At 69.9% G+C, this 20602-nt stretch carries 19 protein-coding genes; 9 read left to right on the forward strand and 10 right to left on the reverse strand.

Annotated elements, in window-relative coordinates; translation table 11 throughout:
• Position 1 precedes the first annotated feature (1 nt).
• The 3 genes from glgB to ACSDQ9_RS02325 all read left to right on the forward strand — a co-directional run bounded on the left by glgB (position 2) and on the right by ACSDQ9_RS02325 (position 5965).
• On the forward strand, positions 2-1930 hold the full coding sequence (glgB, locus tag ACSDQ9_RS02315) for a 1,4-alpha-glucan branching protein GlgB (protein WP_435143117.1): 1929 nt from the start codon (positions 2-4) through the stop codon (positions 1928-1930).
• A gap of 116 nt (positions 1931-2046) precedes the next feature.
• Positions 2047-3210 carry an ROK family protein gene (locus ACSDQ9_RS02320; RefSeq protein ID WP_435143119.1) on the forward strand — a complete coding sequence of 388 codons (1164 nt, stop codon included), beginning with the start codon at positions 2047-2049 and terminating at the stop codon, positions 3208-3210.
• A 34-nt stretch (positions 3211-3244) separates the two neighbouring features.
• Complete coding sequence (locus ACSDQ9_RS02325) at positions 3245-5965, forward strand: hypothetical protein (protein ID WP_435143121.1); 2721 nt, start codon at positions 3245-3247, stop codon at positions 5963-5965.
• 24 nt (positions 5966-5989) lie between these two features.
• On the opposite strand, the gene ACSDQ9_RS02330 is transcribed toward ACSDQ9_RS02325, so the two are convergent.
• On the reverse strand, positions 5990-6928 hold the full coding sequence (locus ACSDQ9_RS02330) for a co-chaperone YbbN (RefSeq protein ID WP_435143122.1): 939 nt from the start codon (positions 6926-6928) through the stop codon (positions 5990-5992).
• Positions 6929-7046: 118 nt separating this feature from the next.
• Between ACSDQ9_RS02330 and pgm the strand changes: the two genes are divergently transcribed.
• On the forward strand, positions 7047-8678 hold the full coding sequence (pgm, locus tag ACSDQ9_RS02335) for a phosphoglucomutase (alpha-D-glucose-1,6-bisphosphate-dependent) (protein WP_435143123.1): 1632 nt from the start codon (positions 7047-7049) through the stop codon (positions 8676-8678).
• A 26-nt stretch (positions 8679-8704) separates the two neighbouring features.
• On the opposite strand, the gene ACSDQ9_RS02340 is transcribed toward pgm, so the two are convergent.
• The 3 genes from ACSDQ9_RS02340 to ACSDQ9_RS02350 are packed head-to-tail and all read right to left on the reverse strand — an operon-like array spanning position 8705 to position 11036.
• A complete protein-coding gene (locus tag ACSDQ9_RS02340; protein ID WP_435143124.1) occupies positions 8705-10300 on the reverse strand; it encodes an NAD-binding protein in 1596 nt (531 codons plus the stop codon).
• The gene (locus ACSDQ9_RS02345; protein WP_435143125.1) at positions 10300-10851 is read right to left on the reverse strand and encodes a PH domain-containing protein; all 552 of its coding nucleotides are present in this window, start codon (positions 10849-10851) and stop codon (positions 10300-10302) included. The genes ACSDQ9_RS02340 and ACSDQ9_RS02345 overlap by 1 nt, the downstream gene beginning before the upstream one ends.
• 38 nt (positions 10852-10889) lie before the next feature.
• Positions 10890-11036, reverse strand: coding sequence for a hypothetical protein (locus tag ACSDQ9_RS02350; RefSeq protein WP_435143127.1), 147 nt, complete (start codon positions 11034-11036; stop codon positions 10890-10892).
• A 190-nt stretch (positions 11037-11226) separates the two neighbouring features.
• Between ACSDQ9_RS02350 and mce the strand changes: the two genes are divergently transcribed.
• The gene (gene mce, locus ACSDQ9_RS02355) at positions 11227-11682 is read left to right on the forward strand and encodes a methylmalonyl-CoA epimerase (RefSeq protein ID WP_435143129.1); all 456 of its coding nucleotides are present in this window, start codon (positions 11227-11229) and stop codon (positions 11680-11682) included.
• A gap of 74 nt (positions 11683-11756) precedes the next feature.
• Positions 11757-12914 carry a coiled-coil domain-containing protein gene (locus tag ACSDQ9_RS02360; protein WP_435143131.1) on the forward strand — a complete coding sequence of 386 codons (1158 nt, stop codon included), beginning with the start codon at positions 11757-11759 and terminating at the stop codon, positions 12912-12914.
• Positions 12915-12950: 36 nt separating this feature from the next.
• On the opposite strand, the gene nucS is transcribed toward ACSDQ9_RS02360, so the two are convergent.
• From nucS to ACSDQ9_RS02375, 3 genes are read right to left on the reverse strand one after another with little or no spacing between them, the layout of a single operon-like run.
• The gene (gene nucS, locus ACSDQ9_RS02365; protein WP_435143133.1) at positions 12951-13661 is read right to left on the reverse strand and encodes an endonuclease NucS; all 711 of its coding nucleotides are present in this window, start codon (positions 13659-13661) and stop codon (positions 12951-12953) included.
• Between the two features lie 50 nt (positions 13662-13711).
• Positions 13712-14773 (reverse strand): esterase/lipase family protein, encoded by a 1062-nt coding sequence (locus ACSDQ9_RS02370; RefSeq protein WP_435143135.1) that lies wholly within the window; start codon positions 14771-14773, stop codon positions 13712-13714.
• Positions 14770-17121, reverse strand: a complete 2352-nt coding sequence (locus tag ACSDQ9_RS02375; protein WP_435143137.1) for a GMC oxidoreductase — start codon at positions 17119-17121, stop codon at positions 14770-14772. The genes ACSDQ9_RS02370 and ACSDQ9_RS02375 overlap by 4 nt, the downstream gene beginning before the upstream one ends.
• A 116-nt stretch (positions 17122-17237) precedes the next feature.
• Between ACSDQ9_RS02375 and ACSDQ9_RS02380 the strand changes: the two genes are divergently transcribed.
• Positions 17238-17513, forward strand: a complete 276-nt coding sequence (locus ACSDQ9_RS02380; RefSeq protein ID WP_435143139.1) for a hypothetical protein — start codon at positions 17238-17240, stop codon at positions 17511-17513.
• Position 17514: 1 nt separating this feature from the next.
• Positions 17515-18351 carry an alpha/beta fold hydrolase gene (locus ACSDQ9_RS02385; protein WP_435143141.1) on the forward strand — a complete coding sequence of 279 codons (837 nt, stop codon included), beginning with the start codon at positions 17515-17517 and terminating at the stop codon, positions 18349-18351.
• Here the strand turns inward: ACSDQ9_RS02385 and ACSDQ9_RS02390 are convergent.
• Positions 18329-19012, reverse strand: a complete 684-nt coding sequence (locus tag ACSDQ9_RS02390; protein ID WP_435143143.1) for a peptidylprolyl isomerase — start codon at positions 19010-19012, stop codon at positions 18329-18331. The genes ACSDQ9_RS02385 and ACSDQ9_RS02390 overlap by 23 nt on opposite strands.
• Before the next feature lie 27 nt (positions 19013-19039).
• Here ACSDQ9_RS02390 and ACSDQ9_RS02395 point away from each other — a divergent pair, with 27 nt between their 5' ends.
• Positions 19040-19684, forward strand: a complete 645-nt coding sequence (locus tag ACSDQ9_RS02395) for a cob(I)yrinic acid a,c-diamide adenosyltransferase (RefSeq protein WP_435143145.1) — start codon at positions 19040-19042, stop codon at positions 19682-19684.
• Here ACSDQ9_RS02395 and ACSDQ9_RS02400 read toward each other — a convergent pair.
• Together ACSDQ9_RS02400 and ACSDQ9_RS02405 are read right to left on the reverse strand one after the other, a co-directional pair.
• Positions 19666-20112 (reverse strand): DUF2550 domain-containing protein, encoded by a 447-nt coding sequence (locus ACSDQ9_RS02400; RefSeq protein ID WP_435143146.1) that lies wholly within the window; start codon positions 20110-20112, stop codon positions 19666-19668. The two genes, ACSDQ9_RS02395 and ACSDQ9_RS02400, sit on opposite strands and share 19 nt — an antisense overlap.
• 76 nt (positions 20113-20188) lie before the next feature.
• Positions 20189-20602, reverse strand: coding sequence for a F0F1 ATP synthase subunit epsilon (locus ACSDQ9_RS02405; protein WP_435143148.1), 414 nt, complete (start codon positions 20600-20602; stop codon positions 20189-20191).

Genomic DNA, 20602 nt, shown 5'->3' on the forward strand with positions numbered 1-20602 from the left:
CATGGCACACGACTTCGCCGGAGGACTCACCGGCTGGGATCTCGAGGGCTTCCATTCCGGTGGCGACACCGAGTGTTGGCGTCGCCTCGGCGCCGTGGTCACCGAGGTGCACGACGACGAACGTGGCGCGGTGCGCGGCACCCGATTCTCGGTGTGGGCGCCGAACGCCCAGCGCGTGCTGCTCATCGCCGAGTTCAACGGGTGGCAGGGCGACGAGCTGCAGCTGGTGCCCGGGTCGGGCGTGTGGGCCCGCTTCGTCGAGGGGGTCGAGACCGGCGCCCTCTACAAGTTCAAGATCCTCACCGCCGACGGTCGCTGGATCGAGAAGGCCGACCCGATGGCCCGGTTCTGCCAGGCCGCTCCGGGCACCGCGTCGATCGTCTACGAGTCGCAGTACGCGTGGGCCGACGAGGAGTGGATGGAGCGCCGCCGCGCCTCGCAGGCCCACGCCGAGCCGATGAGCGTCTACGAGGTGCACCTTGGGTCGTGGCGTCGCGGCAAGACCTACCTCGAGCTGGCCGAGGAGCTCGTCGAGTACGTCACGTGGCAGGGCTACACCCACGTGGAGTTCATGCCGGTCGCCGAGCACCCGTTCGAGGGTTCGTGGGGCTACCAGGTCACCGGCTACTTCGCCCCCACCAGCCGTCTGGGTCGTCCCGACGAGTTCCGCTACCTCGTCGACCGGCTGCACCAGGCCGGCATCGGGGTGATCCTCGACTGGGTGCCCGGGCACTTCCCCAAGGACGACTTCGCGCTCGGCCGGTTCGACGGCACCGCGCTGTACGAGCACGCCGATCCCCGCCAGGGCGAGCACATGGACTGGGGCACCTACATCTTCAACTACGGCCGCAGCGAGGTGAAGAGCTTCCTCGTCTCGAACGCGTTGTACTGGATCCAGGAGTTCCACATCGACGGCCTGCGGGTCGACGCGGTCGCCTCGATGCTCTACCTCGACTACTCGCGCAACGAGGGCGAGTGGGTGCCCAACCAGTTCGGTGGACGCGAGAACCTCGAGGCCATCGACTTCCTGCGCTACGTCAACACCCACCTCTACGAGCGCGAGCCCGGCGTGCTGATGATCGCCGAGGAGTCGACCAGCTTCCCCGGCGTCACCCGCCCGGTGCACCACGGCGGGCTCGGCTTCGGGTTCAAGTGGAACATGGGCTGGATGAACGACTCCCTTCGCTACCTGGCCGAGGACCCGTTCAACCGGCGTCATCACCACCACCTGATGACGTTCGCGATGGTGTACGCCTACTCCGAGAACTTCATGCTGCCGATCAGCCACGACGAGGTCGTGCACGGCAAGGGCTCGATGTTCGGCAAGATCCCACAGGACGACTGGCGCAAGTTCGCCACCCTGCGTGCCTTCTACTCGTTCATGTGGGGATTCCCCGGCAAGCAGTTGCTCTTCATGGGGCAGGAGTTCGCCCAGACCGCCGAGTTCTCCGAGACGCGGGGGCTCGACTGGTGGCAGGCCGACCAGGAGGGCCATCACGGCTTGAAGCTGCTGCTGCGCGACCTGAACAGCCTCTACCGGGCGAACCCCGCGCTGTACAAGCTCGACAACGACCCGGCGGGGTTCCAGTGGATCAACGCGGACGATGCCGGCGCCAACGTCTTCTCGTGGCTGCGCACCGACGGCGACGGGCAGCTCATCGCCTGCATCACCAACTTCTCGCCCACGCCGCACGACCACTACCAGGTGGGCCTGCCCAAGGCCGGGGTGTGGACGGAGATCCTCAACACCGACTCCGCCTACTTCCAGGGCACCGGAAGCTACGGGAACATGGGGCAGGTGATCGCCCGCGAGATCCCCGGTGGCCACGGGGCGATGGCGGGCGCGAGCGTCTGCCTGCCCCCGCTGGGTTCGGTCTGGCTGAAGTACGACGGGCGGCTGACCTCGCTCTCGAACGCCGTCGTCGACTGAGGCTGCCTCCCTCCCCTTGGGCTGGGACGGGGTCTTGACAGGGGCGTAGGCATCGGCTTGGGTGGTATTTGTTCGCTGAGCAATGAAACCTCCCAGCCACAGAAACGGAGCGGTCAGTGTCGACCACCGTCAATCGCGACGTCATGCGTGCCGCCAACCGCACGGCGGTGCTGAACGCGCTGCGCCTGCACGGCCCGCAGTCGCAGGCCGGTCTCGCCACCACCTGTCGCCTGTCGCAGGCCGCCGTGAGCGAGATCGCCGCGGAGCTCGTCCGCGATGGCTTCGTGAACAAGGCCGGCAGCCGCCCCTCCGGCGCACGCGGGGGTCGTCCGGGCACCGTGCTCGCCCTGGCCCCGCACGGGCGTGTCGCCGTGGGCGCCAAGGTGTTGGACGATGCGGTGGTCACCGTGGTGGTCGGGCTCGACGGCAGCCTGCTCAGTTCTCGCACCGACCCCCTGCCGGCGGCCGGCTCGGTGACCCCCGAGCAGTTCGCCGACCTGCTCTGCTTGCTGCTGGTGGAGGTCTGCGCCGATGCACCAGGCCCCGTGCTCGGCATCGGCGTCGGAGTCACCGGGCAGGTCGACTCCGCGGGAGTGGTGACCGGCTCGCGCCTGTTCCCGCAGTCGCCCCAGGTTCCGCTGGGAGCCCTGCTCGCCCAACGACTCCTCCACCCGGTGCACCTCGAGAACGACGTCACCACCCTGGTCGTGGCCGAGCAGTGGTTCGGGGTCGGCCGCGGGGTGCGCAGTTTCGTCGTCGCCACCGTCGGACGAGGCATCGGTGCGGGTCTGGTGCTCGATGGCCGCCTGCACCGCGGGGTCGGCGGAGCCGCCGGCGAGCTCGGCCACCTGGTCGTCGACCCGCAGGGTTCCCTCTGCGAGTGCGGCAACCGCGGCTGTCTCGAAACCGTGGCCGCCGATCCGGCCCTGGCCAGGCTGGCCGACGGCGCGGCACCCGACGACCACCTGTTGGGCTCCAGCGGTGAACGCATCGGGCAGGCAATCGCGTGGCTGGTGACGCTGACCGCCCCCGAGCTCGTCGTGCTCACCGGTGAGGGTCTCACCCCCGACGGGGCCCGTCTGGCGGGCATCCGCGCCGGTCTCGACCAGTCCCTGTTCCCACCCCTGCGCGACCGGGTGCGGGTCGTCCACGAGCCGATGGCCTTCACGGCGTGGGCCCGGGGCGCGGCCTGCCTCGTGCTCGGGGTGGCCTTCACCCCACCCACCGACCTCGCGGACGGCACCCCGGTGCTCGCTCCCCTGCCAGACCCGATCCCCTGACGCGACCCCCACCACCCACTGAAGGAGACGTTCCATGACGACCAGACACTGGACCAGAGCAGGTTCACGTTGGGCCGCCGGCCTCGTGGCCACGGCCCTGATCGGAGCGGGGCTCAGCGCGCCGCCACCGGCGGCGGGCGAGCCGACCCCGACCACCTTCGAGGCCGAGAACCTCGCCTACGTGCTCGCGGGCGGGGCCAGCCGGTCGGGCTGCGACGCCTGCTCGGGCCACGGCAAGGTCGGCAATCTGAGTTCCTCGTCGACGGCCACCATCACCGGGGTCATCGCCGAGGCCGCCGGCACCCACACGGTGCGGCTGTCCTACCTCGCGGGCGACGACTCCAGGCGTCTGGCGCTGGGCGTCAACGGTGAACCGGGACCGGTCGTCAGCCTGCCCTCGACCGGCGGCTGGGACAAGGTCGGCACCCTCACCATCGAGGTCGACCTGCGCGCCGGTGACAACACGATCGTGCTGACCGCCCCCGACGGCAGCTGGGGCCCCGACGTCGACAAGCTCGACATCGCCGGCGTCACCAGCACCGACTGGTCGTTCCCGCAGGACCCGAAGGCCGCCGACCCCGTTCCGCGGGACACCACGGCGGCGGCACCCGGCGGACGAACCGTCAGCTTCGGCCAGGGGTCCGTGCGAGTCACGGCCAACCTCGACCGCGGCACGTCCACGGTGACCTGGTCGAGCGGCAAGGCGACGGTGCGCGGGCTGCACTCCACCGCGGTGGTCGACGGCGACCTGCTGTCGACCAAGCGCTACGCCATCGACGGCACCTGCTCGGCGGCCGCCACCACCATCACCTGCACCGCCCCCGGGCTGCCGACCCTGACCCAACGCTTCACCTTCGACGGGGCCGACGGATTCTTCGTCCAGCTCTCGGTGACCGGCACGGATTCCACGCCGGTCTCGGCCTCGATGATGGTGCCGGTCGCCACCGACGGCGCCAACTCGGTCACCCTCAACGCGACGCCCTCCACCCGGGTGCTGCTGACGCCCTATGACAACGACCACTGGGTGCGCTACGAGAACCCCGACACCGCCACCGTCACCCCCGCCAAGCGTTCCTTCGAGGTCACCTCGCTGATCGATCCGGGCTCGCGGCAGGGACTGGTGGTCGGCTCGGTCGACATGACCCACTGGAAGTCGGGCGTGGTGATGCAGGGCAACAGCACCGGCGGGCTCGATCGTCTGCAGGCCACCGCGGGCCTCACCGACTGGAGCTACGCCTACACCGGCGTCAACCGCTTCAACAGCCCCCGCGAGAAGCGCTCGCATCGTCCGTTGGTGGGAATGACCGTCGACTCACCCCGCATGTTCGTGGGCTGGTCGTCCGACTGGCGCACCGGCATGGAGACCTACGGCAAGCACGTGGCCGAGGCCTCGCACCCGCTGACCTGGGACGAGCCCACGCCGTTCGGGTTCAACTCGTGGGGCGGGCTGGGCGCCCGCGTCGCCGATGACGGCGTGCTGAAGCAGACCTCGGACTTCTTCGCCAACGAGCTCCCCGGGTTCCGCAACCAGCAGAGCACCGACGGCACGTCGGGTGGCGCCCGCCCCTACATCGGCATCGACTCCTACTGGGACGCGCTGCTGCAGCCGCAGTGGTCGTTCGAAGATCCCAACACCGACTGGAGCAAGCTGGAGCAGTACGTGGCCACCGTGCGCGCGAACGGGCAGGAACCCGCGATCTACTTCCAGCCCTTCGCCAACTTCTGGTGGGACGGGCTCGACAACCAGATCGGCGGTTCGGAGCCGTGCGACGGCTGTGAGCGACAGACGATGCGTGAGATGACGCTGAAGGTCAACGGCACGCCGCTCAGCCTGAACGGCGCCTGGGCACTCGACCCCACCAACCCGGGGGTGCAGCGCCGGATCGCGCTGGCGTTCGACAAGTTCAACGAGTTGGGCATCCGCTACATCAAGCTCGACTTCCTCACCAACGGCTACCTCGAGGCCGACTCCTGGTACGACCCGACCGTCACCAATGCCCGTCAGGCCTACGATCGGGGGCTCAGCCAGGCGCTGTCGCACCTGCACCCCGACACCTTCATCGACCTGGCGATCTCGCCGACCTTCACCGCCGACCACGGTCACGCCCGCCGCATCTCGTGCGACGTGCACGGCGCGCTCAACAACTGGCACGAGTCGAACCCGGCCGAGTACCAGAAGAGCACCGAGTACCTGCTGAACTCCCTCACCTATGGCTGGTGGCTCGATCAGGTCTACGCCTACAACGACGCCGACCACATCCAGTTCGGCAACTACTACTACGACGGCGCCGACGCGAAGCTGTTCGACCCGCCGCTGCCGCGGGTCTGGTCGGAAGGGGTCAACCGCGCCCGGGTGACGAGTGCGGTGATCACCGGCATCTACCTGGTCAGTGAGGACTTCACCGACAGCGGCGACCCGCTCATCAAGCAGCGCGCCAAGGATCTGCTGCAGAACCAGCAGGTGAACCACCTCGCCAAGATCGGACGATCCTTCCAGCCCGTCGAGGTGGGGCCGGACGAGCAAAAGGCGGCCGACACCTTCTGGCTGCGGGATGGCAAGACGGTGTACGTGGCGGCGTTCAACTATTCAGGCTCCGCCCGGACGAGCGAGCTCGCCTTCCAGCGTCTGGGGATCCCCCGCGGGAAGGCGACGGTCACCGAACTGTGGACGGGGGCGCAGTCGTCGGCCGCCTCGAAGTTGAGCATCAGCGTGCCGGCCGAGGATGTGCGCATCTACGCCATCACGCTGCCCTGACCCCACCCACCAGGGTGGGAGCCCTCAGAACAGGGCGGTCGACAACTCGCGGCGTGCCTTCAGCACCCGGGGGTCGCCGTTGCCCAGCAGGCTGAACAGTTCGAGCAGTCGCACCCGCACCTGCTCGCGCTCGTCCCCGGCGGTCGACCGGACGAGCGCGAGCAGCCGGTCGAAGGCCTCGTGGGCGCGATTGTTCATCAGCTCGACGTCGGCGGCGGCGAACTGGGCCTCGAGGTCGTCCGGCCGTTCGCTGCCGGCCGCCATCACCTGACTGGCGTCGTAACCCTCGGCCCGCACCAACAGGGCCGCCTGGGCTCGTCCGGCCTGCACCTCGGCGTCGCGCGGGGTCTCTGCCAACAGGGTGTCGAACTCGGCCAGGGCGGCCTTGAAGTCGCCGCGCTCGAGGGCGGCGTCGGCGGCCGCGAACCGGGGGTTGGCGGGCGGTTCGTCCGCACTCTGGGACGACCCTGCGGCCGGGGCCTGGCCGACCGGCTTGGCCTTGGTGACCATGCCGTTGGCGACGGCGGCCTGGGCGATCTGGTCGAAGACGGCCGAGATCTCCTCGCGCGCCCGGGTGCCCTGGAACAGCGGGGCCACCTGGCCACCGAGCAGCGCCACCACCATCGGCACGGCCTGGGCCTGCAGCGCCTGCGCGATGCGGGGCTCGGTGTCGACGTTCACCCGGCCGAGCAGCCACGAGCCCTGGGCCGCGTTGGTCAGCTCGGCCAGGTCGCGGCTCAGTTGGTCGGCGCCCTGGGCCCGGGGCGACCACAGCTCGAGCACGACGGGGTGCTGCATCGACAACTGGGCGATCTGGTCGAAGGTGGCCTCGGTGACATCGGTCACCCACGAGGCGCCACCCACACTGTCGGCGGGGGCGCTCGCAGGGGCGGAGGCGTCGGCGGCCTTCGCCAGCGAGGACAGGTCGATGGCACCGGGACGGGAGAACTGCGCGTCGGTCATGCCCCCATTCAACCAAACCGCTGAACCCCGCCGTCTCGTCCGACTCGGCTGAGCGAGCGCCGCGTCCAACTATCGGCAACCGGCTGCGCGCCCACGGCCCGACGACAAGGATGGGGCCATGGCACATGAGCGAGCGGGCAAGCCCGCGACCGAGGCGGATCTGATCAACGTCGACGAGGTGCTGGCGGCCTACCACGACCTCGTCCCCGATGCCTCGAACCCCGATCAGCAGGTCGTCTTCGGCACCTCGGGTCACCGCGGGTCGAGTCTCGACACCATGTTCAACGACGCCCACATCGCCGCCACCACGCAGGCGATCATCGAGTACCGCGCCCAGCAGGGCACCACCGGCCCGTTGTTCCTGGGCAAGGACACCCACGCGCTGTCGCTGCCGGCGTGGACGACGGCCATCGAGGTGCTGGTCGCCCACGGCGTGACCGTCTTCGCCGAGCGTGAGGACGAATACACCCCCACGCCCGCGGTCAGCCGGGCCATCATCCGCTACAACCGGGAGCACGCCGACGCGCTCGCCGACGGCATCGTGGTCACCCCGTCGCACAACCCGCCCCGCGACGGTGGGTTCAAGTACAACCCGCCCAATGGCGGCCCCGCCGATTCCGATGCCACCGGGTGGATCGCCCGGCGGGCCAACGAACTGCTCGCCGACCCCACCTCGATCCCCCGCACGCCCTACGCCGAGGCGGCCCAGCAGGTCACTCGTTTCGACTACCGCGGCAGTTACGTGGCCGATCTGGCCCAGGCGATCGACTTCGACGCCATCCGCCGCTCGGGCCTGCGCATCGGGGCCGACCCGATGGGCGGTGCCTCGGTGCAGTACTGGGGCGCCATCGCCGAGGCCCACGGCATCAACCTGACCGTCATCAACCCCGAGGTCGACCCGACCTGGCGGTTCATGACCCTCGACACCGACGGCAAGATCCGCATGGACTGCTCCTCGCCCGACGCGATGGCCTCGCTGATCACCAATCGTGACGCGTTCGACCTGTCGACCGGCAACGACGCGGACGCCGACCGGCACGGCATCGTCACCCCCGATGCCGGGCTGATGAACCCCAACCACTACCTCGCCGTCGCCATCTGGTACCTGTTCACGCACCGCCCGGGCTGGTCATCCGACGCCAAGGTGGGCAAGACCCTGGTGTCGTCGTCGATGATCGACAAGGTCGCCGCCGAGATCGGACGAGAGCTCGTCGAGGTGCCGGTGGGGTTCAAGTGGTTCGTCCCCGGGCTGATCTCGGGCGACTTCGGCTTCGGCGGTGAGGAGTCGGCGGGCGCCTCGTTCCTGGCCCTGGACGGCTCCACCTGGACCACCGACAAGGACGGGCTGGTGCTCGACCTGCTCGCCGCCGAGATCACCGCGGTCACCGGCAAGACCCCCAGCCAGCACTACGCCGAGCTCGAGGCCCGCTACGGCGCCTCGTCCTACGCTCGGGTCGACGCCGACGCCACCCGCGAGCAGAAGGCCCGGCTCGCGAAGCTGTCGTCCGACGACGTCACCGCGACCGAGCTGGCCGGCGAACCGATCACGGCCGTGCTGACCCATGCCCCCGGCAACGGTGCGGCGATCGGCGGCATCAAGGTGACCACCGAGCACGCCTGGTTCGCCGCGCGGCCCTCGGGCACCGAGGACAAGTACAAGATCTACGCCGAATCACTGCTCAGCGCCGAACACCTGGCGCAGGTGCAGGCCGAGGCCAAGCAGGTCGTCGACGCAGCCCTCCAAGGCTGAGCCTGACGCGCAGGTCGGCCGTCGGTTCAGCCGTCGGCCAACAGGTCGGCGAGCCCGAGGCGTGAGGCCGCGATGGCCACGACGTCGCCGTCGGTGAGGGTGCTGGGCAGGTCTGCCCACGTCCATCGCCCTCCCGACGGGCGCACGGCGAGCGGGGTGGCCTGGCCCGGAACCCGCAGGGCGCCCAGGTCGAGTGGCCCGCTCGGCAGGTGTTTGCCGACGGTCAGCTCGGTGAGCACCATCACCCGCCGCCCGACCGGCACCAGCTGGTCGATCCGGTGCCCCAGGGCGGCCGCGGCGAAGACGGGGGCGGCCAGCATCGAGACCGAGCGGGTCGGCCCGAGCTTGAGCCGGTGCTCGACGCGGTCGGCCAGTTCGTGGTCGAAGACCCGGGTGACCACGCGCACGTCGGGGCGGGCCTGCTGGGCGACCAGCCCGATCTCGAGATTGGCGGCGTCGTTGTCGGTGACCGCGAGCACCGAGGCGGCGTCGCGGATGCCCGCCTGCTCCAGCACCCGCCGATCGCTGGCATCGGCGATCACCACGGGAATCCCGGCCGCCCGGGCCCGCTGCACGCCCGGTGACTCCTCGTTGCGTTCGATGGCCACCACGGGCACCTCGCGCGCCTTCAGTCGCAGCGCCACCTGGCCACCGATTCGACCCAGCCCGCAGAGCACCACATGGTGACGCGGCCGCCCGCGCAGCCCACCGGCCACCTCCGACAGGCGGGCCGAGATCAGCGCGTCGACGATCACGGCCGTCACTCCCGACGACAACACCAGCCCGAACAACTGGATGACCACCGCTCCGAAGCGCGCGGTCAGCGACAGGTCACCGATGTCGCCGATCCCGGTCAGCGTCGACGACGTCAGCGCCGCATACATCGACAACCACCAGTCGAGGTGTGCGAAGAAGTGGAAGTACACCGTCGAGACGACCATCAGCACGACCAGCACGCCCATCACCCAGCGCACCCGCCGGTCGAACATGCGCGCCACCGCACCCCACAAACCCACCTGTTGCGCCTTCGGTCGCGCGCTGGGCAGCACCTCGGTGCCGAGCACGATGTCGCCGTCGTCGGCCAGCAGACTCTCGGTACCCGCGGACGAGTCGCCGAGCACCGCCAGCACCTCTCCCCCCACGCGGCTGCGCTGGCCGGCCACCACGAGCCGTCCCGCGATCTCGAACGACTCCACCTGCCCGTCGGCCAAAGAGGCCGACACGAAGCTGGGCGCGGCCAGGGCGGCCGACGACAGCACGATCGCCTGCCCCAGCAGGGCCGACAACTTGCCCGACAGTTGCGGATTGCTCATCTCGAGCAGCAGGCGTGCCCCGGGATTGAGTTCCTCGACCAGCAACGCCAACCGCATGGCCTCGACATCGTCCTGCCCGAGCACCACCACGGTCTCGGCCCTGGGCACCTCGGCGCGGCGCAGACCCTCGGCACGCAGGGCGCGCACCTGCACGACCTCGGCGCCGAACGAAACGTAGTCCTCGACCATCCACTCGGGCACGTCGGTGGTGACCAGCACCACCACCCGCACGCCGGCCTTCTCGAGCTCCTCCACCAGGCGCACCGACGTCGAGGTGGCGCCGATCACCACGATGGGGGCATCCCTCATCAGTTGCCGTCCCGCTCGTCGTCGTCCTCGGTCTGCCGGGTGAACGAGGCCCGCAGGCCGGCGCGCTGGATCGTCCGTTGGATGGTCAGGTCGCGACCCTCGGGGTCGGGGACGAAGCTGATGTCGCGCAGGCCCTGATCCTGCGCGGCCGACTCGAAGGTGAAGTGGCCGTATCCGAGCAGACGCCCGAGGAAGGGCTGGTAGACCGAGATGTCGAGGATGCGGGTCATCGGCATGGTGGCCATGTGCTGGCTGAGGATGCCGTTGACGCGGAACACCCGCATGTTGGTGATCACGAACCGATCCATGTGCATCGAATGGATGCGCAGCAGACAGGCGATCAGCAGGGGCACCGCCAGCACGAACGCTATCCAGAACCACGGCCCCAGGAAGGGCATCGAGGCGAAGAGGGGAATGCACGCGACCACGCCGAGCACCGGCAACAGAATGGTCACCCAATGCTTGGTGACCTCGTCGATCACGTACTCACCCTCCTGCGTGAGCAGGTGACGGTCGATGTCGGGGTCGAGGAAACGGCCCAGCAGGCTCATCGGGATTCCGCCCGCTCGGTACCGTCAGGGCTGGCCGGTCAGGAGGCCAGTGCGCGGAAGAGCCCGAAGATGCCGCCGAAGAAGTTGCGCACCACCTGGGCGGTCTGCTCGGGCTGGGTGAAGATGTAGTACAGCGCGAAGGCACCAAGCAGTGCCCAGAGGGTCTTCTTGAGCCAGTTCGGCATGAGTGCTGCTCCTCGGGACGGGGAAGTCGGTGCGGTCGAGTTCATCACACCACCGTCCATCATGCCCCACCGACGTTCGCTGCCGCGGCGGCGCGCCGATCCCTCAAGGCGGCCTCGAGGGTTGCCCCGGAGAACTGCTAAGGGGCACCCCGCTCGCGGTCGGCCGACAGCCGAGCGGAAGAATCGGAGCATGGACACCGTAGCTCCCGAACCCCTGTCAACCGATCTGTTCCTGTGCATCGACCACGTCGGCCTGGCCGTCCCCGACCTGGACGAGGCCATCCGCTTCCACACCGAGGTGTTCGGCTGGCGGCTGCTGCACCGCGAGACCAACCACGACCAGGGCGTCGAGGAGGCCATGCTCGGCACCGGATCGCAGGCACCTGAGAGCGCCCAGATCCAGCTGCTGGCCCCGCTGCGGGAGGACTCGGCGATCGGCCGATTCCTGACCAGGAACGGTCCCGGCATGCAGCAGCTGTGCTACCGCGTCGCCGACCTCGACCACGTGTCGACCGTGCTGCGGGAGCGTGGCGTGCGCCTGCTCTACGACGAGCCGAAGCGCGGCACCGGTGGGGCACGGATCAACTTCGTCCACCCCAAGGACGCCGGCGGTGTGCTGCTGGAACTGACCGAACCCGCCCACTGATTTCGCTGCGTCGCTCCCCCGGGTTGGCTCTCCCGGCAAGGTAGCCTCGACCACGAGACGTCCGTGGAGGGTGAATGAGCGAGAACATGCAGTCGGGGGCCGAGGTCGGCGAGGAGACCGGGCTCAACCTGTTCGATGACCAGGCCAGCGCCGCGGGAACGTTCCCCAGCGCGATGATGGGCTACGAACGCCGCGAGGTCGACCGCTACGTTCGCGAGATCGAGACCCAGGTCTCGACCCTCAAGCAGCTCGCCCGCCAGTTGCGCCGCGAGGTCGCCCTCGCGCAGGAGGCGCACGGCACCAGTGACCTGACGCGGCTCGGTGCCCACGCGCAGTCGATGCTGAAGGCCGCCGAGGCCCAGTCCGCCGACCTGATCAGCCGCGCCGGGCTCGAGGCCGAACGCATCAAGGAAGAGGGACGACGGGTGGCGGCCGATCTGCGCGCCAACGCCCAGGCCGAGGCCGACGACATTCGGGTGGCCGGCCTGTCGAACCTGCGCAAGCTGCGCACCGAGCACGAGGCCGCCCACGAGCAGACCCTGCGCCAGGCCAAGTCGCAGTCGACCTCACTCGTGGTCGCCGCCAAGCGCGAGGCCGAGGCCAAGGTGCACGAGGCCGAGCGCACCGCAGCCCAGATCATCGAGGCCGCCAAGGCCGAGGGGGCGACCCTGCGCGGCCAGGCCGAACGCGACGCCGCGGCCGCCCTGCTGCAGGCCCGCAATGACGCCGAGCAGGTGCTGTCGAAGGCCCAGTCCGAGCATCTGGAGGCCAAGGACCGTTCCCAGCAGATGCTGGCCGACTCCAGTCGTCACCTCGAGGCTGCCTCCGCGCACCTCGCGCGCGAGACCGAGGCCGCCCAGAAACTGCGCATGGAGGCTCTGGCCGATGCCGAGACCACCAAGGTCGAGGCGGCCCGCGAGTCCGAGCAGCAGATCGCGGCGGCCCACCGGCAGGCGGCGATGATGAAGGACCGGCTCGAGGAGCAGTTCGCCTGGCGCAAGGAGCAGCTGGAACGCGAGGTGGCGACCCTGTTGCAGCGCAAGCAGGCAGTGCTCGCCCAGATGGCGAACCTGCGCGCGCTCGCCAGCGAGTCAGTGACCGACTTCCCCGACGGCGACCCCTTCGCCACCGATCCGTCGGCCGCCGACGAGCCGTTCACCCGCCCCGAGGCCGAACCGACCATGGTGATCGACGCCGAGTCGGTCGAGGGCGGCAAGCCGGCCCAGGCCTGAGGCCCCCAGCGCTGTCGCTGCGGCAGAAGGGGCGCTCTAGAACAGGCGGTCCTCGGCGTTGTCGAGGCCGCGCAGGGCGTCGTAGTCGACCGTCACGCACGCGATCCCACGATCGGTGGCCAGCGTGCGTGCCTGCGGCTTGATCTGTTGGGCGCAGAAGACCCCGCTGACCTCGCCCAGCAGCGGGTCGCGGTTCATCAGCTCGAGGTAGCGGGTGAGTTGTTCGACGCCGTCGATCTCGCCGCGGCGCTTCACCTCGACGGCCACGTAGGCGCCCGCGTCATTGCGCAGCAGCAGGTCGACCGGGCCGATGGCCGTCATGTACTCGCGTTGGACGAGCGTGTACCCCTCGCCGAAGGTGGCGGGGTTCTCGGCCAGCAGCGCCTGCAGGTGGGCCTCCACCCCGTCCTTCTGCAGCCCCGGGTCGATGCCGAGCTCGTGGCTGGAGTCGTGGAAGACCTCCCCGATCGAGATCTGCAGGGTGTCGCCGTTCTTGCCCTCGACCACCCACACCTGGGTGACGGACGAGTCCACCTCCGCCGTGGTGGCGGCCTCGTCCGGTTCGGGGTCACGCACGGTCAGCGTGCAGGGCGGGCTCATCCAGTTGAGCGGCTTGTAGGCGCGGTCGTCGGCATGGATCGAGACCGACGAGTCGGCCTTCACCAGGATCAACCGCTTCGCCATCGGCAGGTGGGCGGTCAGCCGTCCCGCGTAGTCGACCTGACACTCCGCAATCACCACTCGCACGCGGGCCAGCCTAGCGCCGGTTCTGCCACCCCACCCGCGCGCCGGGTGGCTCAGTGGCGCAGCTCGGCCACCATGCGGGGGAAGGTGTCGTTCCAGGCGTAACGCCCCACGAACAGGTCGGTGTGGCTGTACCCGCGCACCACGTTCAGCGTGTCGGGTCGCGCACCCTGCTCCCGGGGGTGGGCGAGCAGCCACGCGTGGGTCAGTCGCTGGCTCTGCGCCAGGAATGACCGGTTGTGCTGACCCGTGAACAGCGCGAACCGTGCCCGGGGCGGGCGCGGGGGCAGGTCGGCGAGTCGACGGGGAAGGTCGTCGCGCATCCCGAGCCCGACCAGTTCCCCGGCACGCTCCGAGATCGCCAGTTGGTGGTAGAAGCTCATCGGCACCTTGCCGAACTCGTGGGTCAACCAGTCGTGGGTGGCGACGTTGAGGTTCTCGTGCAGCCAGGGTGCCGGTCGTCCAGCCCCCAGCGCGAAGCTGGCCATGTTGCAGGTCGGATTGCTGCACTCGGGGTGCCCCCAGCGCACCGCCGTGCGCGTGATCGTCGGCACCAGCCGCTCGGGGCCGTCGCCCCAGGCCGCGTCGACGTAGGGCTCGTGCGACTGCAACAGCGGGCGCAGGGTGTGCAACTTGATCCGCGCCATGCGGGGCACCACCGGGTGCAGGGACACACCGGAGGCCACGATCGTGTCCACCTGGGGAATCAGCCCGGCCACCGACGCCCACGAGGCCGCCATCGCCCCCACACAGTGGGCGATCACCTTCACGTTGCGGGCACCGGTGGCGTCGGCGACGTGGCGCACGGCCGCCGGCAGGTCGCAGCCGGCCACGTCGTCCACCGTCCAGGGCAGTGGGTCGAGGTCGAGCGACCCCCGCCAGTTGAGCATCCACACGTCCCAGCCGTCGTCCAGTAAGGCCTGCACCAGCGTGTGGTTGACGGGCGGACGAAACATCTCCGCCCGCATGGCCACACCGTGCACGAGCATGACGGGCCCGCGGTGCGACGGCTCGGCCCCGACCACCCGCACCAGAGTGAGGGGAACGCCGTCGTCGGCCTTGATGAAGTGGGCCTCGTCGTGTCGCCCCAGCCGCACGTCGGCGGGGGTGGTCATCGCCGGGCCTTGCGTCCGCCGGGGCGCAGGTACACGTCGCGCAACGAACCCACGAAGAAGCGGACGAACCCGGCCAGGGCGTGCAGCGGCTTGTCACCACTGCCGCGGAAGGTGGTCAGCTGGCGGGCGAAGTCCTGGGGCAGGATGCGCAGCACCCCGGCGCCGGCCACCTCGCCCTCATCCCCCGGCGGCACGTGCCCGCGCAGCAGCGTGATGTACAGGGTGGAGGTGTCGGACCACAGATCCATGCCCTGGTCGTCACGCACGTCCTTGTAGCCGTACATCGTGATCGGCGTGCCGCCCAGGTCGTTGAACCACAGCCGGTAGCGCATCTGCCGGGCGGACGGGTCGGCGACGTCGACGAACAGGTTGAACCACCCGCGACTGACCGGCAGTTCGCCGCCCAGCAGGTCGCAGCGGACGAACCCGCGGCAGCTGCCCTCGTGCGCGGCCGAGGCCACGAAGTCGCCGACGTTGGGGGCGGTGATGGTCAGTTCGAACATGAACTGTTGCGAGAGTTGCCTGCCGAGCTCGTACCCGCGGCGGGGATCGCTCTCCCCCAGCGTCACGAAACCCTTCATCTGCTCGGTGAACTCGACGGCATCGGTCATGGTGGTGACCTCCTCGGAGGTGGACTGGTGGCGCCAGGTCGCGGCCGCGGCCCGGCGGGACGTGTTCGGCCGCTCGAGCAGGTGCTCGACGGCCCGGTCGGCCATGGCCGCGATCGTCAGGGAGGGGTTCGGCCCGACGGGTCCCGGCAGGGCCGAACCGTCGACCACGAACAGCCCGGGTTGGCCGAAGGCCTCGCACCACTGGTCGACGACACCCTCGTGCACGTGCCGACCCATCGGCGCCCCGCCGATCGGGTGCACGGTGACGTCGCGCTTGGTCCACCACAGCGGGTAGTCGCGGAAGCTCGCCCCCAGCGTGTCGGCGAGGTCGCGCATCGTGCCCCGCATCTGCTCGAAGTACTCCCGGCTGGTGGCGCTCGTCCACTCGACGGCCAGTTCGCCGTCGCGCAGGCTGATGCGCCCGTCGGGGGTGTCGCGCCCCATGCCCAGCAGGGGCAGCGAACTGGCGCCGAGGCGCCCCTGCCCGACGAGCTTGGCGACCTCGGCCGAGATGGTCGACTCGTTGCGCGACCGCAGTCTCACCTCGAGCATCTGCCGGGCCACCCCGATGGCCCGCTGCATCGACGAGGTCACCTGCGTGGTCTCGATCAGCCAGTTGGCGAACTCGGGGAAGCCCGCCTCCTCGACGTAGTAGCCGCGGCCGGCACCCTCTTCGTCCAACCCGTCGGGCCGGCGGATCGCGGTGGTGATCACGGGCCCGTAGGCACCGTCGATCAGCCTGATGTCGCCGCTGGCGGTCTGGCCGCGGGCCCCCATCATGAACGTGAGCAGGTCGCCGTTGCCCGAGAACCGCGTGCCGAGCGCGCGACCCAGGGCGGGCAGGCTCACCCGGTTCTTCAACAGCAGACCCGTGGTGCCGAAGGTGCCCGCCCCCAGGAAGAGGGTGTCGCACGTGATGGTCTGCGGCGTGCGCGGTATGCGTCCGTCGTCGTCGACCTCGAGGCCGTACTGCACGTAGCGCACCTCGAAGCCGCCGCCGGGAATGGGGGTGATGCCCTGCACCTCGGCCAGGGTGCGCAGGTCGGCGCCGTGATGGGCAGCCGACGAGAGGTAGGTGTGGTCGAGGGTGTTCTTGGCGCCCTCATTGCAGCCGATGTCGCACTCCCCGCAGAGCGCACAGGTCAGCCGCGTCACCCCGTGCAGGTTGCCGTAGGACGGCTCGGGGATGACCTGCTTGGCGCCGGGCGAGCCGCCCGGCTCGGCCGCGAACGACACGGCCAGCGGGGGCGAGAAGGCCTCGAGGCGCAGTTCCTGGGCGGCCTCTCTGAGGGCGCGTGCCTTGGGCAGGTCGGGGTACGGGTTGGGGGTGGGCGTGAGCATGCGCTCGACGTTGTCGTAGTGCGCCTCGAGATCGGCGCGACCGATCGGCCAGTGCTCGTAGCCGCCGCCGGGCAGCGGTGAGTCGTGCACGAACCACGACTCGTCCTTGCGCAGCAGCACGTTCGCGTAGATCAGCGACCCCCCGCCGAGCCCGGAGGAGACGATCGACTCGAGCTTGCGGAACGAGCGGATGTCGAACAGGCCGAACAGTTCGTCCTTCGGTTCCCAGAAGGCCCGGCTCATCTCGTAGGGGTTGCGCGGGAAGGTGCCCGGCGCATACGCCTTGCCCCGTTCCAGCAGCACCACGCCACGACCGGCCTCGGCCAACCGGTGGGCCGCGACCGACCCCCCGAAACCCGATCCGACCACCACGGCGTCAACATGTTCGGCGACCATGTGCCCTCCCCCTTGGACCAGCCCCGCTGGCAGCATCGTAGGCCCCCTGATGGGGCCCGACAATGGTCAGGAGGCAGGCCGACGGCGCCTGATGCACCGTTGGTAGGCTGACGATCGTGGCACGACGGGTGAGCAAACATCAGCGGGCGCATCGTCCGTTGTCAACGGGCAGTCTGGCGAGCGTGGTCGAGAAATCGGACGGACGCTGGATCGTGCGGACGATCACGGGCACCGCCGCCCAGAAGACCTACACCTGCCCCGGCTGCCAGCGCACCATCCCGGCGGGCACGGCCCACGTGGTGGCCTGGCCCGCGGAACCGGCCTGGGGTGTCGAACGGGCCGCCGACGCCCGCCGCCACTGGCACACCCACTGCTGGAACACCACGCGCTGAGATGAGCCAACCGATCCATGCCACCTCGGTAGGCACCGGCCACCAGCACGTGGTCTTCCTGCACGGCCTGTTCGGGCAGGGCAAGAACTTCACCGGCGTCGCGACCGCCCTCGCCGAGCAACTGGGCGACGTCACCGTGCACCTTCTCGACCTGCCCAACCACGGCCGCTCCGCCTGGACGGTCGACCTCAGCTACCCCGCCTTGGCCGATCAGGTCGCGACCTGGCTGCGCACCCACACCGGGCGGGTCTCCGACGGCCGCGGTGCCGCCCTGCTGGGGCACTCCATGGGTGGCAAGGTGGCCATGCTGGTGGCGTTGCGCCACCCCGACCTGGTCTCAAGGCTGGTGGTGGCCGACATCACCCCGGGGCAGTCCGCCGGCGTGATGACCTTCGGCCCCTACATCGACGCGATGCAGGCGATCGACCTCGAGACCCTCGACTCGCGCAAGGAGGCCGACGAGGCACTCAGGTCAACCGTGCCGTCAGCCACGGTGCGCGGCTTCCTGCTGCAGAACCTGCGCCGCATCCCACCGGACTCCCCCGGCAAGCGGGCCCGCTGGCGCTGGCAGATGAACCTCGACCTCCTGGGTCGCGAGCTGCCGACCCTCGCCGCCTGGCCGCACGAGGACCTCCAGCCCTGGCCGGGTCCCGTGCTGTGGGTGGCCGGGCAGCGCTCGCCCTACATCTCGCCGGCGGATCGTCCGGCCATGCAGGCCCTGTTCCCGCAGGTGCGGCTGGTGACCATCAAGAACGCCGGCCACTGGGTGCACTCCGAGCAGCCGGAGGCCTTCGTGGCGGTGCTGAAGGCCTTTCTCAGCCCAGCGTCACCGAATTGATCGAGGCGTCGGCGATCGGCGACACCCCGTCGTTGCCGTCGACGCCCTGCGAGGCGATGGACGAGACCACCTTCAGCGACTGCTCGTCGATGGTGCCGAAGACGGTGTAGTTCGGGTCGAGCGGGCTGTCCTGCCAGACGATGAAGAACTGCGAACCATTGGTGTCGGGGCCGGCGTTGGCCATCGCCACCGTGCCGCGGGGGTAGGTCTCCTTGCCGGTCAGCTCGTCGGCGAAGGAGTAGCCGGGGCCGCCCGTGCCGGTGCCCGTCGGGTCGCCGCACTGCAGGATGAAAATGCCGTTGTCGACCAGCCGGTGGCACGTGGTCTTGTCGAACCAGCCCTGGCTGGCCAGCGACTCGAAGTTGTGCACCGTGCAGGGGGCCTTCGCGCGGTCCATGGTGATCGTGACGGTGCCAGCGGTCATCGCCAGGGTGGCGGTCACCGTGCCCTGGGTGGCCACGTCGCCCGACGGTGGGTCGACCGGACGAGCGGGCTCCCGCCCGCCCACCGGGTAGCTGCAGGCGGGCTTGGTGCCGGTGGCCGGCGCGGTCTGGGCGCCGTCGGACGAGCTGGTGCTGCAACCCGCCAGCAGGACGAGCAGGCCCACCAGTGGGAGCGAAACGGCGGCGGGGAAGCGGAAGCGAGGGGGGAAGCCGATCACCCCACCACTGTTCACTAGGGTGGTGGCATGGTCAATCTGACACGCATCTACACCCGTACCGGCGACCACGGCAGCACGCGGCTGAGCGACAACTCCGTGGCCAGCAAGACCGACCTGCGGGTGGACACCTACGGCCACGTGGACGAGGCCAACTCCGCCATCGGCGTCGTGCTCGCGACGCCCGGCCTCCCCGAGAAACTGGTGCAGCTGCTGGGAGTCGTCCAGAACGAGTTGTTCGACGTGGGCGCCGACCTGTCGACCCCGCTGTCGGACGACCCGCCGTGGCCCCCGGTTCGCATCCCGCAGACCAGCGTCGACCGGCTCGAGCGGTGGTGTGACGAGTTCGGCGAGCCGTTGCCGAACCTGCGCTCCTTCGTGCTCCCGGGCGGGTCGGTGGCCGGTGCTTACCTGCACGTGGTGCGCACCGTCGTCCGCCGGGCCGAGCGGGCCGGCTGGGAGGCGGCCGCCGAGTTCGGCGTGGACACGCCGGGCGGGATCACCTCATTGGCCCTGACCTACCTCAACCGGCTCTCCGACCTGGCCTTCATCCTCAGCCGCTGGGTGACCACCGAGCAGGGCGCGCAGCCCGAGCGAGAGGTGCTGTGGGTGCCGGGTGGCGGTGACCACGGCGACGGGGACCACGGCGACGGGGATCAGTCGACGCCCGGGTAACGGTCTCCGCCGGGCGGAGCCGCCTCGAGCCAGCTGAGCAGGCCGGTCAGCGAGGCCTGGGTCATGGCCAACTGGTGGGAAGCGTCGGGGGTGCTGGTGCGCAGCGTGACGATGACGTCGCGCGAGAACAACTGGATGGCCTCCGAGACCTCCGGGTCGCGGCGTGACTGGTAGGTCGTCCGGGTGCGGTCGAGACTCAACCGCGGACGAAGCCCCACCCCCAGGGCCGGGTACCACTGCAGCATGTTGCCCTCGTAGCGCGCCAACCCGAGCGACCAGCGGTTGCCCTGCTGGTTGGCGAGCGAACAGTCGAACAGCCCGCCCTTGCCCGTCAGCCATCGACGTCGGACGAACAACCACACCAGCGGTGCCACGACGACGAGCAGTGCCACCAGGCCGATCTCGACCGGCAGCTCCCACTCACCCATGGCATGAAGATAGCCAACGACAAAAGGCCCCGTCACATCGGCAAGGATGTGGACGGGGCCTTCGGTCGTGAATCGGTCAGTGAGTCGCCTGCGCGCCGCGCTTGGTGGCCGCCACCTGGGCGAGTGCCAGGCGGTAGCGGTGCTCGTCCTCGTCGGTCGCGTCGCCGGAGTCGATCACCACCTGCAGCTTGTCGAGCTCGCGCTGCGCCTCGTCGGGTCGCACCTCGGAGGCCAACGTCGCGTACTGGGCCAGCAGCGAGACCCGCTCGGGAGTCACCGAGACGAAACCACCGTCGACGGCGATGATCTCGCGGCCGCCCTCGGCGGTGACGATCTCGGCGGCGCTGGGCACCAGGGCGGCCAGCAGGGGCTCATGCCCCGGCAGGATGCCGATGTCGCCCTCGGTGGTGCGGACGATCACGTTGACCGCCCGTCCCTGCCAGACGCGGCGGTCGGCCGCGACGACCTCGACCTCGTACGGCTCGGCCAC

It is taken from the genome of Aestuariimicrobium soli, from assembly GCF_051192575.1.
Taxonomy (GTDB): Bacteria; Actinomycetota; Actinomycetes; order Propionibacteriales; family Propionibacteriaceae; genus Aestuariimicrobium; species Aestuariimicrobium soli.